At 38.1% G+C, this 16121-nt stretch carries 15 protein-coding genes; 5 read left to right on the top strand and 10 right to left on the bottom strand.

Going from position 1 to position 16121, the window contains the following annotated elements:
• Positions 1-127: 127 nt before the first annotated feature.
• The 3 genes from AC07VK_RS02560 (at position 128) to AC07VK_RS02550 (ending at position 2147) form a co-directional block, all read left to right on the top strand.
• On the top strand, positions 128-709 hold the full coding sequence (locus AC07VK_RS02560; protein ID WP_492958121.1) for a YciE/YciF ferroxidase family protein: 582 nt from the start codon (positions 128-130) through the stop codon (positions 707-709).
• Positions 710-864: 155 nt separating this feature from the next.
• Positions 865-1029 (top strand): winged helix-turn-helix transcriptional regulator, encoded by a 165-nt coding sequence (locus AC07VK_RS02555; protein ID WP_492959838.1) that lies wholly within the window; start codon positions 865-867, stop codon positions 1027-1029.
• 545 nt (positions 1030-1574) lie between these two features.
• On the top strand, positions 1575-2147 hold the full coding sequence (locus AC07VK_RS02550) for a hypothetical protein (protein WP_492958117.1): 573 nt from the start codon (positions 1575-1577) through the stop codon (positions 2145-2147).
• A 185-nt stretch (positions 2148-2332) separates the two neighbouring features.
• Here the strand turns inward: AC07VK_RS02550 and AC07VK_RS02545 are convergent, their stop codons facing one another.
• The 8 genes from AC07VK_RS02545 to AC07VK_RS02510 all read right to left on the bottom strand — a co-directional run bounded on the left by AC07VK_RS02545 (position 2333) and on the right by AC07VK_RS02510 (position 11204).
• Positions 2333-3079, bottom strand: coding sequence for a LytR/AlgR family response regulator transcription factor (locus AC07VK_RS02545; protein ID WP_492958115.1), 747 nt, complete (start codon positions 3077-3079; stop codon positions 2333-2335).
• An 11-nt stretch (positions 3080-3090) separates the two neighbouring features.
• Positions 3091-5001 (bottom strand): tetratricopeptide repeat-containing sensor histidine kinase, encoded by a 1911-nt coding sequence (locus AC07VK_RS02540; RefSeq protein ID WP_492958113.1) that lies wholly within the window; start codon positions 4999-5001, stop codon positions 3091-3093.
• Positions 5002-5034: 33 nt separating this feature from the next.
• Positions 5035-6342 (bottom strand): HlyD family secretion protein, encoded by a 1308-nt coding sequence (locus AC07VK_RS02535; protein ID WP_492958111.1) that lies wholly within the window; start codon positions 6340-6342, stop codon positions 5035-5037.
• The gene (locus tag AC07VK_RS02530) at positions 6332-8524 is read right to left on the bottom strand and encodes a peptidase domain-containing ABC transporter (protein WP_492958109.1); all 2193 of its coding nucleotides are present in this window, start codon (positions 8522-8524) and stop codon (positions 6332-6334) included. Before AC07VK_RS02530 ends, AC07VK_RS02535 begins: the two co-directional genes overlap by 11 nt.
• Before the next feature lies 1 nt (position 8525).
• Positions 8526-9611: a hypothetical protein gene (locus AC07VK_RS02525; protein ID WP_492958107.1), complete on the bottom strand. Its 1086-nt coding sequence runs from the start codon at positions 9609-9611 to the stop codon at positions 8526-8528.
• A 159-nt stretch (positions 9612-9770) separates the two neighbouring features.
• Complete coding sequence (gene gwsG, locus AC07VK_RS02520; RefSeq protein ID WP_492952956.1) at positions 9771-10703, bottom strand: grasp-with-spasm system ATP-grasp peptide maturase; 933 nt, start codon at positions 10701-10703, stop codon at positions 9771-9773.
• Between the two features lie 84 nt (positions 10704-10787).
• Entirely contained in the window at positions 10788-10976 is a 189-nt protein-coding gene (locus tag AC07VK_RS02515) for a hypothetical protein (protein WP_145954256.1), read from the bottom strand.
• Between the two features lie 36 nt (positions 10977-11012).
• Positions 11013-11204, bottom strand: coding sequence for a hypothetical protein (locus AC07VK_RS02510; protein ID WP_145954257.1), 192 nt, complete (start codon positions 11202-11204; stop codon positions 11013-11015).
• Positions 11205-11714: 510 nt separating this feature from the next.
• Between AC07VK_RS02510 and AC07VK_RS02505 the strand changes: the two genes are divergently transcribed.
• Positions 11715-12083, top strand: coding sequence for a hypothetical protein (locus AC07VK_RS02505; RefSeq protein ID WP_492952955.1), 369 nt, complete (start codon positions 11715-11717; stop codon positions 12081-12083).
• 403 nt (positions 12084-12486) lie between these two features.
• Here AC07VK_RS02505 and AC07VK_RS02500 read toward each other — a convergent pair whose 3' ends face one another.
• Positions 12487-12588 carry a hypothetical protein gene (locus AC07VK_RS02500; RefSeq protein WP_492958105.1) on the bottom strand — a complete coding sequence of 34 codons (102 nt, stop codon included), beginning with the start codon at positions 12586-12588 and terminating at the stop codon, positions 12487-12489.
• A 426-nt stretch (positions 12589-13014) separates the two neighbouring features.
• Complete coding sequence (locus AC07VK_RS02495) at positions 13015-14376, bottom strand: sulfatase-like hydrolase/transferase (protein WP_492958103.1); 1362 nt, start codon at positions 14374-14376, stop codon at positions 13015-13017.
• Between the two features lie 408 nt (positions 14377-14784).
• Here AC07VK_RS02495 and AC07VK_RS02490 point away from each other — a divergent pair, with 408 nt between their 5' ends.
• On the top strand, positions 14785-16056 hold the full coding sequence (locus AC07VK_RS02490; protein ID WP_492952952.1) for a glycoside hydrolase: 1272 nt from the start codon (positions 14785-14787) through the stop codon (positions 16054-16056).
• Positions 16057-16121 lie beyond the last annotated feature (65 nt).

The following is a 16121-nucleotide window of genomic DNA, read 5'->3' as shown; positions in this document are numbered from 1 at the left end:
ATTCACAAAAAATGGAGAGGTTATAAATACCTATATGCGAGTGCCAACTACCTGTTTACGCAATTTCTCAAACCATTTCTCTGCTCATCAGGTTCATACTATACAAAATAACTAAACATAAGAATATATGGCAACTCCAACAAAAGCGGCAGCCGCTCAGACAAACGGCAAAACGGCAACAAAAAAAAACAGTGGCAATACCACAGGTAAAATTGAACCTGGTGAATTCCACGAATTCTTCATTGACGAATTAAAGGATATATATTGGGCGGAGAAACACCTGGTAAAAGCGCTTCCAAAAATGAAAAAAGCTGCGACAAGTCCAGAATTGGCCACAGCGTTTGAAAAACATACCCAGGAAACCCAAACTCACATTGATACATTGGAACAGGTATTCGAATTGCTTGATGAGAAACCTGCAGCAAAAAAATGTGATGCGATGGCAGGGTTACTTGAAGAAGCAAACGGCATCATCGAAGATACTGACGCAGGAACGATGATCCGTGATGCTGGTCTGATCCTCGCAGCACAAAAGGTAGAGCATTATGAAATTGCCACTTACGGAACCTTAAAAGTGTTCGCTGAAAATATGGACCGTTCGGACATAGCTGATTTATTGGAACAAACCTTAGAGAACGAAAAAGCAACAGACGTAGCACTTACCGAAATTGCAGTAAGCGCAATAAATGCTGAGGCGGCAGCTGAATAAAAAAATATTGCTGCCACAAAATTTTATTAATACTCTGATATCAGAGCTTTATAATACTTTAACATTATTACATTTGAAGCCGCGAAACTGAAAGTCGCGGCTTTCTATTTGGCTTTTATTTTTTGGTATTAGTGTTTTTTTTGACCAAATAACGCATATGCGAGGCTGTCCGCAACAGCCAATTTACGGAAATTCAAGAAAGTATACCGGCACTGACGCCAAAAGTATTAGCAAAAGAACTTAAGGAACTTGAACAGCATCAATTAATCAAGAAGGTAATAATTGAAGATTACCCCTATAGAAATTGCTTACTATATTGAGCCTTATGCAAATACATTGACACCCATTAATTATGTGAAAGATTGGGGTGTTAACCATCGTGAGAAAATTTTTAAAAATAAAATTACTGGTGGGCGGGTATTTCCCAAGTAGCGGCTCTTCCCCACTTTGGTTGTGAAGGATAATCTTAACTAAAAACTTTAAAGTGAATACTTCCTAAAACACTTCTAACGACCATTCTATTTCCTGAATTTTGCTTTTGAATACGATAGATGCGGAGAGTAAAGGAGATTACCTGAACCTTGCGGCAGTTTTCTATTGACAATTAACAAAATTATACTGATGCAACGGTCTTTCTGTGATTTTTAAATTATTTTAACTTTTTTTCATTTTCTATACCCCCAAAATCATCTTTGGGGGATTATTATCAAAAAAGGGAACTATCTCCAGGTGCCGGTAATAATCCAAAAAAAATAAAACCATGAAAAAAAAACATTTAAATTGGCGTTGCTCTTCATCTTCACATCGGTAGCAATAGCTGGCTGCAAAAAACAAGATCAAGATTCAATGATAGAAAGGCCGGTAAATGAAGTTATTTCAGCAGCCTAAAGATTACACAAACCGGACTTTTGATGAATTAGATATGGAAAGCTTAATAAAGAGTTTCAGGATTTTGATATTTACTATATCAGTCATCTTCTCAGGATGTATATCCAAGAAAAATATTGAGTGTGGTGGATATCGTTATACTTCACTCGAAAAAGTACCCAGAGGAAAAATGGGTATACTTACAGGAAAGGCATATTGGAATCTTCCTCATCATATTGCCGGGCCAACAGCCGATTCATTTTACGTTTATGGTCATTTTGACAGTATCCTTTTCAAAGGTCCAGCTTCGTCAAGCATGTACAGAAAAACCGATATCCGGGCAGCGTCCTGGAAAGCTAAACCCAGCTATGGCAACCTGAATTTTGTTGGCAATTTTAAAGCAGCGCATCTTCCCGGGTTATACGTAAGTTATTATTTTTCAAAAGATAGACGCAATATACTTCAGGCGCTCTACACTAATCCAGGAACATTGGTTGACGCGGCGTTATTTCATAAAGACAGTGTGAACGTTTTGAAAAAACAAGGCATTGTCGTTGAACCTTCACAATAGCCTGATTTCTGGTTAGAAAGGAAAAGCTTATTATTTATCAGCGAACGCTGTGTTGGCTCAAATCGACTTTGGTACATGTGAGCATACCGTTTCGGTAGGGACGCATAGGAAACGGACAAAAAAGCCCGGTTTTCTATGTATTTTCTCGTTTCAGTATCCCTGTAGCGCGCTAAAAATGTGCCGAACTAAGCAATATTCTCCAAATATTTCACAACCTCTTCTTTTTTTCGGCTCGAAACCAATATCCGCTCGTTATTTTGCATCAGTAAATAACCTTCCCGGTAAAACTTTTTAACGTATTTGAAATTTACCATATAAGATTGATGGCATCTCAAAAATCCGAATGGTGTTAATAAATTTTCATATTCCTTTAGGCCTTTAGAAACCAGAATCTCTCTTCCATCTATTAAATGGAAGGTGGTATATCCTTTATCACTCTTGCAAACCACTATATCATCTATCGCAATGATTTCAATGTATTCGAAGGTTTTTAGCGCAATACGCCTGGTAGCACTCAATCCTTGCGCAAGGTAATGGGCTTTGGCAATGGCCAACTGCTGTTGACTAAACTGCTCCTGTTCCTGATGATGATAACATTTATTAATAATTGCGCTCAAAGAAATTTCATCTATGGGCTTCAGCAAGTAACCAAAAGCGCCTAAATTTAACGCCTGAATAGCATACTGATCATAAGCAGTTAGAAAAATAACCTGAAAATCTTTCATTCCAATTTCATCGAAAAGCTGAAAGCTATCGCCATCTTTCAACCGGATATCCGCAAGGATAATATCGGGCACCATACTGGGTATCTCAACTAAAGCTGTTGATACCCTATCGGTGAAACCTACTATTTCAAGATAACTGATTTTCTTTACAATCTGCAAAATATGTTGCATAATTCGCACTTCATCTTCAAGGATATATAACTTCATTTTGTTTTATTCTATTCTTCAATTAAAGGTATGGTGATTTCAGCAATTACGCCCTGCTCCTCTTTTTTATCATTAACGGTAAATGCTGCATGCTGCTCTTCTGACGAAAAAAGTAATGCCAATCGCTCTTTAAGTATAATCTGCGCCAAAGACTGCTTATTTTGGTTTTCTTTATTATGATTAACAATTCCGCTGCCGTTGTCATCCACCTTAATCAACAACATCTTATCTACCTTACTAAATGAGATCTTCAACATACCTTTATGACTGATAAGCCTTAAACCGTGTTCTATGGCATTTTCGACAAAAGGTTGTATCAGCATTGGGGGGATAAGTGTACATTGAGGGCTTAAATCTTCATCTACAATTATCTGGTAATCGAATTCCCCCTCATAACGCATTTGCTGAAGCCTGATATAGTTGGTCAAGGTATTTAATTCTTCACTTAGCTCAATAAAATCCTTTCGGTTTTGCTCTAAAACGCCACGAAGTAAACTCGAAAATGAATTGAGATAACAAACCGGTTCATCCACATGGCCTGAGGTGATTAAACTCTGAAGGTTAGCAATTGCATTGAATATAAAATGTGGGTTTAATTGGGTTTGCAATAGCTTTTGTTCGATGTTTAACCTTTGATTCTCAGACTGCAGCAATCTGTTTTTCTCTTTTAAACGTTGTTGACGGTAAATAAAGTAAAAGAATAAAAAAATAGCCAGAAAAACCAAGGTAAGTAAAATAAGTGTCCAGCGCTGCTGCTTTATAGCGGCCTTATTTGACTTATTAAGCTCATTCAGTTTCTGAATGCTTTGATCCTTTTTCTCCGTTTCGTATTTCTCCTGGAGATCAGCAATCTTAACTGCTTCAATCGCTTGATAATTCCTGAGTTCTATGGTATAAGCAGAATCTGCGGCCTCCATAGCATGTACAAAATCTCCCTTATACTGATAAGCCTCCTTAAGCCCCTGGTAATACAGTCCGTTTTGTTTCTTAAACTGATTCTTCTTTTCGCGCGCAATCCCTTCCCGATAATATTTGATCGCCGAATCGGCCTGTTTATTCCGCATAAAAGCCGTTGCCAAATTGTTGTAAGCGATATCGTTCAGGTTATCATGTTTTTTGAGATAATTGAAATATAACCTACTAAACTCCACCGCTTTTTCATTCTGATGCTGTCTGGCATAAATCTGAGATTCGTTATTGTAACAACGGGCTATGGCAAGGCTGTCGCCAACTTTAACAGCCAGTTCGTGAGCCTTACCATTATAAAATTTCATTTTTTGATCATCATTTAGTCTGGCTGCCAGCAGAAAAGAAATATCATAATAGCGTTGTTTAACAACTGCATGAGTTTTGTATGGATGATTTTCATAATAGAGCACCGAGTATCTGAGCGATTCCTTCTCATTGTTGTTTTGAAAATATGCCTTAGCCAACAAATCGTAAAAACGGTAAGTGATAGGGCTATGAACTCGCTCCGCAATCTTCATGGCAGAAATTATTTTCTCCATTACGCTTGATTCGACGAGTAACCCGTCCCCAAAACTCTGACTTAGAATGCTGTAAGTTTTCAAAAGTTCTACCGCATCATTAGGCGTTTTGCCTTTCATCTGCTTAAATTCAAGCAGAGCACTGTCTGGTTTCCTTTCCAGCAGATATTTTCTTGCCTTAAAATAGTGAAGATAGGAACTAACAGGACCTTGGTCAGCTTTAATAAGATTGTTTTCCTGATTAACTGCGCTTTTGAAGGCCTCATTAGATAAGGTATCCAAGGCTAAAATCGCCCCCAAAGAATCCTTCGCTACACTTGCCCTCTGGCTGTTCTTATGCTGTAATTTAGCCCTTCCCTCTTTATTTTTGCATGCACTGCATACCAGGATTCCACAAAACAGAAGATGAACATATATGGTTAATCTACTACTCATTAATCAAATTATTTTATTTAATATCCTCTAATTCTAATCAACCTGATACCTTAAAAGTTTTCTGAACTGATAAAACACCCTTTCAATTAACCTTAAATCATGTGTTACAATTTCCGCTTTGCCTTTTAACTCCTTGTCAAAAATCAAACTTTCATGATGAGAAGTTTTCAACCCATTAGGGAGCATAACATCTACATAATAATTTCCTTCGGCATCAGTGGTCAAAGATATGTTTTGCACCCTTCCTTCTACAATACCATATTCCTGAAAAGGATAATTTTCTAATTTGATCAGCACTTTGGCGCCTGGATGAATCTTCCCTGAATTGGTGGCTGAAACCAACATCTTCCCGATCAGCTTTTTGTTATTATTGGGCAAAATAGATAAAATCGCATCCCCCTTTTTCACAAATTGATTTTCTCCCCAAAACTGCTGAAAACTTGCCATCCCATCTGTTGAAGAAATAAGGAGATAATCCTGTTCCCATTGTTTTAATGACTTTCTTAATTGTTCAAACAGTTGCAGCGTTTGAGAAGCATAACCGATTTTGTCTTTTTCGGTGTTTATTATAGCACTACTTTTTGTTTTATTAAAATTTGAGATACCTTCTTCTGCCTGAGATATTGAAATATTGATATTTTCTAAACCTTGTTGTGCCTGTAAAAATTTAATTCTTTCGCCTTCGAATTCCATGGCTGAGATAACTTTCAGGCCAAAGAGTTTTTGTGCGCGCTGATAATTTTTTGTCGTGAGCTCGAACCTAGCCCGTTCCAAATCCTTTTGTTGCTTTAACGATACAATTCTTCCTTTATATTCAACTATATTTTGGTCCGCAGCGATATGCTCGGGGGTGTATGGGCGCAGTTTTGTAAACAATTTTTCATCCTGAAATGCTTTTGCAAAGGCATTGTAGTCGCCCTGTAGTTCTCCTAAATTAAAACCTGAGGTCTTTTGAAGGGGAAATGAAAATAGTCGGGATGATGATGTAGCATCCACAATTTTCTTTAATTCAAGCATGTTTTTATAATCGGCTGTAGATTGTAAAACCATTAATACCTCATTTTTGCGCACCTTCTGGTGATCTCTGATGAAAATTTTTTCAACTTTGGAATCCGTTCTTGCCTGAAGCCGCTCTGGTGGATGGTGTGAGGTTACAATAATGGTAGCGGGTACAAATTCAGGATATCTGATCACATAACTCATCATTAAGATCATCAAAATTGCGCAAAATACGATCACATTTCCCCAACGAACCATCCAGTGAGGAGGTTCAGCCAGTACGTCCTGAACACTTTCTGAGCGCAGTTCTATATCGTCTAGCAGGTCTTTTTTAGTTTCCAAGTTCCAGTTGATTTTTGATTAATCGGTAATACTCCCCCTTTTTAGAGACCAGTTCGTTATGATTGCCTTCTTCCACGACCATTCCTTTATCCAATACGATAATTTTATCGGCATGTTTTACGGTAGATAATCTGTGCGCAATGACAATCGCAGTCTTTCCTTTGAAAAACTGCTCCAGGTTTTCTATAATAATCTTTTCGTTATTGGCATCTAATGCACTTGTAGCTTCATCAAAAAAGATATAATCTGGTGATTTATACACTGCTCTTGCAATAAAAAGCCGTTGTTTTTGACCACCGCTTACGCCTAAGCCTTCGTTTCCAATTTTGGTATTATAACTCAAGGGCAAGCTTTCTATAAAGTCTTTAATATTGGCAATATTGATTGCCGTGCGTAACTTTTCTTTATCTATAACATCCTCACCAATACCGATGTTATTGGCAATGGTATCATCAAACACATAACTTTCCTGCATTACAACACCACAGTGGTGGCGCCAAAACCTGGGCGAAATGTTTTTCATGTTGGTATTTCCTATTTTAATTTCACCAGAACTTGGTTCATAAAACTTGGTCAATAGCTTTAGCAGCGTTGTTTTTCCACTCCCACTTGCCCCAACAATAGCCGTTGTTTTTTGGAATGGGATGGTGAGGTTTAAATCTTGAAATACGAAGGAATTTGAACCTGTATACCTGAAAGAGAGGTTATTTAGTTCAATATTTTGTTGCGGTATTTCTGTAGCATATTGCTCACTTGCATGCTCTTCATCTTCCTTATCATGAATCTCTCCCAAACGTTCTAACGATATTCTGGCATCTTGGGCCTGCCTGATAAAATCAATCAATTGCAATAATGGCGCATTGAGCTGGCCAATAATATATTGCACAGAGAGCATCATACCCAAGGTCAGGTTTCCACTTAGCACCAGTTTTGCAGCCAGAAAGCTGACCAGAATATCTTTGATCTGGTTGATAAAACCACCCCCAACAGATTGCCATTGTTCCAGCGAAAGAGACTTTATCTGTACTTTAAACAGTTTGACCTGTAGAAATTCCCAATCCCATCGTTTTTGCTTCTCCGCATTGTGCAGTTTTATTTCCTGCATGCCATTAATGAGTTCAATTACCTTACTTTGTTCACGCGCAGTTTGAGAGAACTTTTTATAATCTAATTCCTTTCTCTTTTTAAGGAAAAAGCTGATCCAGCCGATATATAAAATTGCTCCGATTAGGTAAACGATAAACAACCGGTAATCGTAAATCAACAAAATAACACTAAAAATGATGAGGTTAACCATCGAGAACAGGGTATTGAGCGAGGAATTGGTCAGCAACTGCTCAATTCTGTGGTGATCGTTAATTCTTTGCATGATATCACCTGTCATACGGGTATCGAAAAAGCTGATAGGCAGCCTCATGAGCTTAATGAAAAAATCTGAGATGATCGATATATTGATCCGTGCAGACAGATGTAACATGATCCAGCTCCTAATAATTTCTATGCCCATTTTACCCAGAAAGAGCATAAGCTGAGCGAGCAAGACCAGGTATATAAAATTGATATCCTGGTTCTGAATACCTACATCGACAATACTTTGAGTCAAAAAAGGAAAAATCAGGGACAATATACTTCCTGCCAAAAGACCAATAATCAGTTGGATAATAAGTGATTTATATTTGAACAGATATTTGGATAAAAAAGAAAAGCTTGCCTTCTTTTCTTCGTCGTCAAATTCACTTTTATAAAATGCTGGTGTAGTTTCCAGAATTAACGCAATACCTTCCTCGGTGTGTTCGTCGGCATTTTCACCAATCCAGCTTTTTATAAATTCGGCCCTGGTATATTTAATTAAGCCGTAACTGGGGTCTGATATATAGACGTTTTTTGCTTTATCAATTTTGTAAACTACAACATAGTGATTTTTATTCCAGTGCACAATGCATGGCAAAGGAGCCTCTGCAAGCAGCGTATTAAAATCTATTTTAACACCCAGTGTCCTAAACCCTAAATTTTCTGCTGCATTGCTGAGGCCAAACAAACCACTTCCTTCTCTGGTAGTCTCCGAAAGGGTTCTGATTTGCTGTAAGGGAATGCTTCTCTTGTAGTATTTAGCTATAATCCGCAAGCAGGTAGGACCGCAATCTTTACTGTCGGGCTGTTTATAAAATGGGAAGGACTTCATATTAGATAGACCAGGCTTTTTCAAATTCCTCAGTTAATTTCTCTTGATCAATCGCAATTCCGGATGCAGAAATGGCCACTCCAACATCGCTTAAAGTTCGGTAGCCTGTTTCATCATCCCACTTAGACAGATATGGATTATACCGACATTCGATGTCATGATACCATTTTTCATCACCCTTAAGGGGAACACGACTATCTACACACATATACCTAAACTCACAGTCCGTGCAAACTATAGTATCGTTTTTTTTGATGCTACCTAGTTCCTGAAATGCATCTGAAGAGATGATGGTTAAAAATTGTGCTTTGGTAAGGGAGGGCATGTGGCCATAACTCGTTGCATTCTTTAATCCATTTTTAATATGGCCGGTAGCATCGATGTAGATCTTTCCAAAATAATAGGAATGGTAATTATATGCCTCAAAAAAATGCTCACTATTAATATCGAGTTTATCATAAGTTAGTTTGCTGCTGTAATCCTCAAAGCTTTCTTCAAAAAAATTATAGTAAATATTGTGAATCAATTTTGTTTTCTCAGTTACATCCGTACTGAAAAAATTAACTGAAAAAACCAGCTGATTGTAGCTGAATGCCTCGCAATATTCTTCAAAAAGCTCAGCGTTAAAATTTTCGATGTATAGGTAAATGCCGTCGATTTCTAGTGTAGCTATTTTTTTAACCAACTTTAACAGATCTGCGTTCAATTCATGTGCGATAATGGAAATATTCATTAAATATTTATCGGCCATAAAATCCAGGAGATTTTCATCGATATTGGCATGAACCACCAGGTTGCTGAACTGATTTGGTGTATGTAGATTTCTGTCAAGGGGGATAAACCGTTTCCGCTGGCGGGGATCAGAAAGTTCAAATATGATTTCTTCCTGCATTAAAAAACTAATCAGCTCCTGTCTTTCCCCGGCATCCTTAATTTTAGAAAACTGAATAAAGTCGTTAGTATCCAAAATGGCATGATACTCGTTTGGGATAAAAAAATAATCTTTTCTGAGTAGGTCATAAATAATTGCCCTATTGTAGCCCTTAACGGGAATACACAATTGGTTTCTCAAAAATAGTTTGTTCATAAGGGCGATTTGTAGAAAAGATCCAATTGTAAGTGAGTGGTGTTGAATAAATTTGAGCACCTGGTTTTAATCAGATATTTAGGTTTCTCCTTTTTCAGTAAAGATTTCAGATGCACAGGTGCGGTGCCGTTTTGAATTTCAAGTTTTATTTTCTCCATGTTATAACAATGATGCAATCTCCTTTTCCAGCTGGTAGTTGCAAGGATTTGAAACCATTCCAAATTGACCTATGGGGTTCAGATCCAAAAAATAGTATTGCTGATCTTCCATAGCACAAACCACATCAAATGAAGCACAGTTCAGTCCGATCGCGTCTAATAATTTTTGTATTTTACGTTCATAAGATCTCGGAAACTGATAGGGAGTCAAGCGGTTGGGCTTCGTGTAATCATAGTTCCTAAAATCTACATTGGTATTTTTATTGTTCTGAGAAAAAATAGCCATTGCGTAAAAATGGCCATTGAGATAGAAGGCCCTAATCTCATAAGCCTTAGTGATGTTTTTCTGGAAAAATGTAGGGACAAATTGGTCTGGCAAATCATTGATATCCGCTAAAGTGACTTCTGCGGTATAGGACAAATGAGCAAAATCATCCTCATCAACGATACTGAATGGAGCACTTAAGGGTTTAGAAATCAGTTGTTTTTCCTGATGAAAGAAATTTAATAAAGTATTTTTACAACTGGTAACCAGAAAATTAGGTGCCGGAATAGCATATTTTTTGCAGAGGTTCATCAAATGAAGTTTGTTGATGTCTCGGGTCCTGAAATTGTTTATAGCCGGTATTTTATCCAGCACATAATAAAAGTACTGCACCAAACTGGCAATTTCACTCGACAAGTAGTCTTTGATCAGCGCACTACTGAAGTCTTTCATCAAATATAGTCCACCTCTGCGATACCATATTTTCGTGATTTGTGTACTGCTCACCCTATCACCATCAATTCTTAGTATAAAATCATCTTCCGTAAGTGAAATAATTTCTACATCAGCATTTTCATTTAGCCGAATGAATGCTTTTTTCATATGTATTAACCAATTGATTACCCTACTGGTTGAATAATCATCGTTGACCGAGAAAATTAATATCATAATTGGGTTAGATTATTAGCGGCTGTTTGCATTTTGATTATACCAAATGGAGGACATTGGTCCCCCATTCTGGTTGATAGAGATTTACCAGGTACTTGTGGTTTGGCTCAGCACTTTACCCTCATCGTTGGTCATAGTTGTGACACTGTCACTACAACAATTGCTTGAAGTGTAAGTAGAACATGAGCTAAAAGTTCTGGCCAATTTGCCACCATTGATTTGAGCGTCTTTTAAATCAATTCTTTTTGCGAATAGTGCTTTGTTGTTTTTCATAAGTCTTTTCTTAATTTATAGCTAAGTTTATACGGTTTATTTACAAACGTAATCTGTGCAGGCGCTGATTGGTTCTCCACAGTCGTTTTTAGTCACATACTGGGTGTCGGTACAGCCACCACCGCTAGTCGCTGTTGAGGTTACTGTGCTGGATTCAGCAAGTCTTCCGCCATTAATCTGGCAGTTTTTTAGCTCAATCCGTTTTTCGAATAATCGGTTACTTTTCATAATTGTTTTAAATAAATTTTGATAGATAATTCGCCAACTTACCCTGGCGTATGGGTTGTTGCTAGCAAATTCGGCATACATAGTGACTAGCACAAGGAACAATTTATATCTGAGCGCTTTAAAGCGATATCCGTAGGCAACCAATAAATATTCGTTTTATAAAAACTGACCAGGTACAATCGATTGCTAACTGTTATGAGAAAAGGAGCTATCAACGTAATAGCTGAATAGTTATTTAGCTGCCTCAGCCGCTTGATACTTATCAAAAATTACTGAAATAAATAGAGGCCTAGGAAAAAATCACGAACCAATAGGAAAACAGTAAGATGAACCTTACAACTTCTACGACTATCTTTATAAGAAACCGTCATAATGCAGTAAATTGCAAACAAATTAATGAGCGTCGTTATTCTTTATTAATGCTTTCAACTTTATTATAAAAATTAACTAAAGCATTAAAAGAAAATCATGAACAGTTTGAAGTTCAAAATAAGCCTATTTTTTTTAAGCATGATGACTTTGTTGTCATTAATAGCCCAAGCTCAAACCTATACAGGCTGTGTAATATATGAAGCTTCAGGAGATCCACGTGTTAGTGACGGCATCTATACAACATCATTGGGAACCACTTCCAGTTGCAACGGCTATACTGTTCAAAATTATTCTTCAACACCAGCAACTTCAGCACTATCCAGCTATTGTTATACCCCAGCTTTAGATAATGCTTCTCCTGCATTATTCAGGAATTGCGTAACAGCTGGCAGATGCGGAATTATTAAGACAATTACGATAGTTAACTGCCCAGTAGATGATTATATCATATACCTAACACTTGCATTATCTGCATTGGCCATAAATATGTTGAGAAAGCAGTATTAGGCGATTTCTTTTCTAAAAAGATTACAGACACAGCACAAGATCTGCATCTATAAGTACACCCTATAATTTTTCTAATATCTTGATCATCTTCCAGTACAAAAACCTTAACCATAGCAATAATAAGCCGTAAAGATGATCATGATAGAGAAAACCTGTGCCTACTTTACCTAAAAAATAAGGATTGCTATGGTTAATTCAGGAAAAGAAATTTCATTTACTTTTTTCTTTCTAAAGAAAAGGAAAACAGACCAGGGAGGTAATTCCTCTATCTACATGACGATTACAATAGAAAAGAAAGCGTCGATTCTTGCAACTGGCAAACAGCGTGCAGAACCGACTGGTTTAATGGCAAGATAGTGCGAAGTTCTACCGGGACCATACCGCAAGCTCGTAGCCATCCGGATCAAGGAAATCTACTAACATTATAGAATTCTGTGAACTGCATACCTTGTTTAGCTATGCGATCAAGGTTTGGCGTATTGATTTCCCCTCCATAGCAACCCAAATCAGAATAACCAAGATCATCAGCCTTACCAACACAAAGTTTGGTTTTTTATTTGCTTTCTTTTGAGCAGATGCACCTTTTGGGGATGATAGCGTAAAGCCGGCCAAAAGCCCAAAAACAAATATTAAATTTTTATTAACGCTTATTTTCATCTCTTAAATAATAGGATGGCAAATTACTTTTTTATCCTGTTCTCTTTGTTAACTTTTTGAATACATCAGTCTCTTTCTGATCTATTTAATAAATTGCCGTAGCAGGTAAATCGTTAGGCCAAATAGCCAAGGCTGCTTGGCATACCATGGGTTTACTTTTTCTTTAGACCATTAACTGCTTACATTTTTAGCGCAATCAACTTCCTGAGTGTTCAATGTCCCTGCGCAAATAAACAAGGCAAAAAGCCCGCATAGCATTTCTCAGATCGTTTGATTAATTTTTGAGTTTAGGCAGAGATTCCCACCAGGCAAGCAGTTCGGTTTTTAATTGATTGGTTATTTTAACCTGCTTGGCGCTTAACTCGAGAGTTTCATTTTTATCTTTTACAATATTATAAAGCTGTACGTCAGAGCCATCACTATTCATAAGCAACTTCCACTCGCCAGCGCGCACAGCCAGATTTGGACTTCTATTGGGCTTGGCAGGATATTTAAAAGCTATATCATTTCTGCCGTACTCCCAAAACATATTTTTTTTCCTCAATGATGATTTTCCAGCGAAAACCTTACTCCTGTCTAACCCGTCTCCCTGATAACCTTCAGGTAATTTTACCCCGGCCATATTGGCTAACGATGGCAATAAGTCTATTGCACTTACTTCCGAGTCCACATCTGTTTTTCCCTGAGGAATATGCCCTGGCCAACTAATTAAAAACGGCATTCTGGTCCCCCCCTCATATAAAGATAATTTGCTGCCTCTTAATCCACCAGTCCTGCTCCCTTTAAAGCTAGGCAAAGGGCCGTTATCGCTGGTGAAGATGATGATGGTATTTTTGTCTTCGCCCATTTTTTGCAAACCGTCCATTAATCTTCCAACCTGTTCATCAAGTTCTTTCAGCACCAGTTTAAATGCCTGCTCAGATTCTTGTCCTAAAGGAAACTTACCTGTATATTCATCTCCAACATTGGGTACCCATGGCGTATGAACATCATCTGGCCAAAGATTTACAAAACGTGGCTTATCTTTATTTTCTTTAAAAAATTCAAGTGTTTTATCCACAAAATATTTTGTCCTGTCCCAGCGTTTTATGCTGTCTCTATCCGACCAGATCCAATTTGTGGCAGTTAACAGCGGGTCTGGCTCAGGACTTTCATAGGTACTGGCATGGGCATCGTAACCATATTTTTCAAAACCTGGTGCATCCTTTACATCTCGCCCACCGCCCATGTGCCATTTACCAAAATGACCGGTTGCATATCCGGCAGATTGAAAAATACGGGCAATAGATGGCGCTTTGGGATTTAAGTAATCTGCTTGTTGCGCATTTTTATTATGTTTTTTATTATCCAGATAAGTACTAAAATTCCACCTTCCCGGATACATACCGGTAAGCAGGCTGGTTCTGGATGGCGAACAGATTGGTGCGCCACTGTAATATTGGTTCAGCATTAAACCATTTTTAGCCAAACGATCAATATTAGGTGTGGGCACAAAATTTCCACCAAAGGTGCTTACATCGCTAAACCCCATATCATCAACAAGAATGATAATGATATTTGGGTTTTTGTTTTGGGCGAAACCCGAACAGCTTAATACAAGCAAAAAAAAAGCAACTAACAACTTAAAATATTTCATATTAATCTTTTGATTTATAAATTTTTCAGCATCAGATAGCCTTTGGTTAAGTGAGCAGCCTAATACTTACGCTCACGTTATGGCTCAAAACTGCTGTTGGGGTTCTGGCTGATACCCAGCTTATCAGCGATCTCTTTTGTAGCCCCTCGGTTATTAAATAAATCTATAGTCATTGTCCTAAAAGATCATCAAACACTCGTTTGCTCATCTATTCAAATTTAAAAGTTTCTGCTCAAATCTGACAACTAAATCCCTCTAGTCAAATACAGCAACTCCAGGCCTCTTGATGCAGCGCGCAACAAAACCTCGATCTTTCAACATATGTATCAGAAAAAAAGCCATATGTAGTACCCGCTAACACTTGATTTATTTAAAATTGATTAATTAAATCACTAACCAAATCTACTTATGAGAAACAAAATTTCATGCGTGCTCACTGCAGCACTATTATTTGCTGGTTGTTCAAAAAATGAAATCAACAAAGCAGAACTGTTAATTCCGCAAAAAAAGGTCACAGCGCTGAGATCGGACTCCGTTAAGGGAACCCTGGCAGCTCTCGCCGTACAGGGTACCGCCGAAATTAACGCCTCGACCGTGCAACAGTCTATAAAAGGGTTCGGTGGAGCCAATATTTTAGCATGGACAGGGGACTTAACAAGTGCTCAAAGAAGTACAGCATTTTCACCGACAAACGGCATCGGTTTAAGCATAGTCCGCGTACGTGTCCCTAATTCCTCCACAGAATTTCCTGCCGAAAAAGCAACTATCGACGCATGCAAATCATATGGAGGTTCAGCCATCGCCTCAGCATGGTCAGCACCCGCATCAATGAAGACCAATGGAAGTATAATAGGTGGCAAAATCAAAACAACTTCTTATTCTGCCTATGCCGCACATTTAAGTGCGTTCAATAGTGCAGTTGGCGGCCTTGCCGCCATTAGTCCCACGAATGAGCCTGATTATCAGGTCAACTATGAATCTATGGAACTTACAGCTTCGGAAGTAGCCGACTTTGTTGCTGCACAGGGCAGCAGTTGCGGCGCACCAATTATGGCACCAGAACCATTCCAAATGAACCAGACTTATATTAATACCTATCTCAGCAATGCAACTGCAAAATCAAAAACCAGTTTTGTATGCGGCCACATTTACGGTAAAACACCTTATAACCTGGGGAATATTGGCAAACCGGTATGGATGACCGAACATTATACCAATTCCAGCATAAGTGGGGAAGATTGGCCAAATGCGATGACAGCAGCCAAAGAGATCCACGACTGCATGAACGCAGGATGGAGTGCATATGTATGGTGGTACATCAGAAGAAGTTATGGGCCAATCAGCGAAAGCGGCAATATTCAAAAATTAGGTTATATCATGGCCCATTATGCCAGATATGTGCGCCCGGGATATACCAAAATCAGCTGTACTTCAAATCCAAGTACTGGTGTTTATGTTACCGCATACAAAAGCGGAACAAAATTAGTGCTCGTTATCATAAACCAAAATACATCCGTTACTTATCAGCCCTTTAGCTATACCGGAATTTCAGTCAATGGATTCGACCGCTATTTTACAACAAGCACAACAAATCTTAGCTCAAATAGCTTCACGGTTTCGGGCGGAAGCTTTGGCATCAACCTTTCTGCATCAAGCATTACAACACTTGTATCTTATTAAAATTGCGTTTCCCTGGCCAAATGGTCAGGGAAATTCCCAGTCATTTATTAAATCAGTTCAAGATA

It is taken from the genome of Pedobacter sp. GW821-FHT01D05 (genome assembly GCF_059422505.1).
The sequence above is the reverse complement of the archived record's forward strand: the minus strand, read 5'-3'. Positions and strand labels throughout refer to the sequence as shown.

Coding starts and splice junctions, on each gene's coding strand:
- AC07VK_RS02560 (WP_492958121.1), top strand. CDS start 128: ATGGCAACTCCAACAAAAGCGGCAGCCGCTCAGACAAACGGCAAAACG.
- AC07VK_RS02550 (WP_492958117.1), top strand. CDS start 1,575: ATGAAGTTATTTCAGCAGCCTAAAGATTACACAAACCGGACTTTTGAT.
- AC07VK_RS02545 (WP_492958115.1), bottom strand. CDS start 3,079: ATGAAGTTATATATCCTTGAAGATGAAGTGCGAATTATGCAACATATT.
- AC07VK_RS02540 (WP_492958113.1), bottom strand. CDS start 5,001: ATGAGTAGTAGATTAACCATATATGTTCATCTTCTGTTTTGTGGAATC.
- AC07VK_RS02530 (WP_492958109.1), bottom strand. CDS start 8,524: ATGAAGTCCTTCCCATTTTATAAACAGCCCGACAGTAAAGATTGCGGT.
- AC07VK_RS02525 (WP_492958107.1), bottom strand. CDS start 9,611: ATGAACAAACTATTTTTGAGAAACCAATTGTGTATTCCCGTTAAGGGC.
- gwsG (WP_492952956.1), bottom strand. CDS start 10,703: ATGATATTAATTTTCTCGGTCAACGATGATTATTCAACCAGTAGGGTA.
- AC07VK_RS02515 (WP_145954256.1), bottom strand. CDS start 10,976: ATGAAAAACAACAAAGCACTATTCGCAAAAAGAATTGATTTAAAAGAC.
- AC07VK_RS02510 (WP_145954257.1), bottom strand. CDS start 11,204: ATGAAAAGTAACCGATTATTCGAAAAACGGATTGAGCTAAAAAACTGC.
- AC07VK_RS02505 (WP_492952955.1), top strand. CDS start 11,715: ATGATGACTTTGTTGTCATTAATAGCCCAAGCTCAAACCTATACAGGC.
- AC07VK_RS02495 (WP_492958103.1), bottom strand. CDS start 14,376: ATGAAATATTTTAAGTTGTTAGTTGCTTTTTTTTTGCTTGTATTAAGC.
- AC07VK_RS02490 (WP_492952952.1), top strand. CDS start 14,785: ATGAGAAACAAAATTTCATGCGTGCTCACTGCAGCACTATTATTTGCT.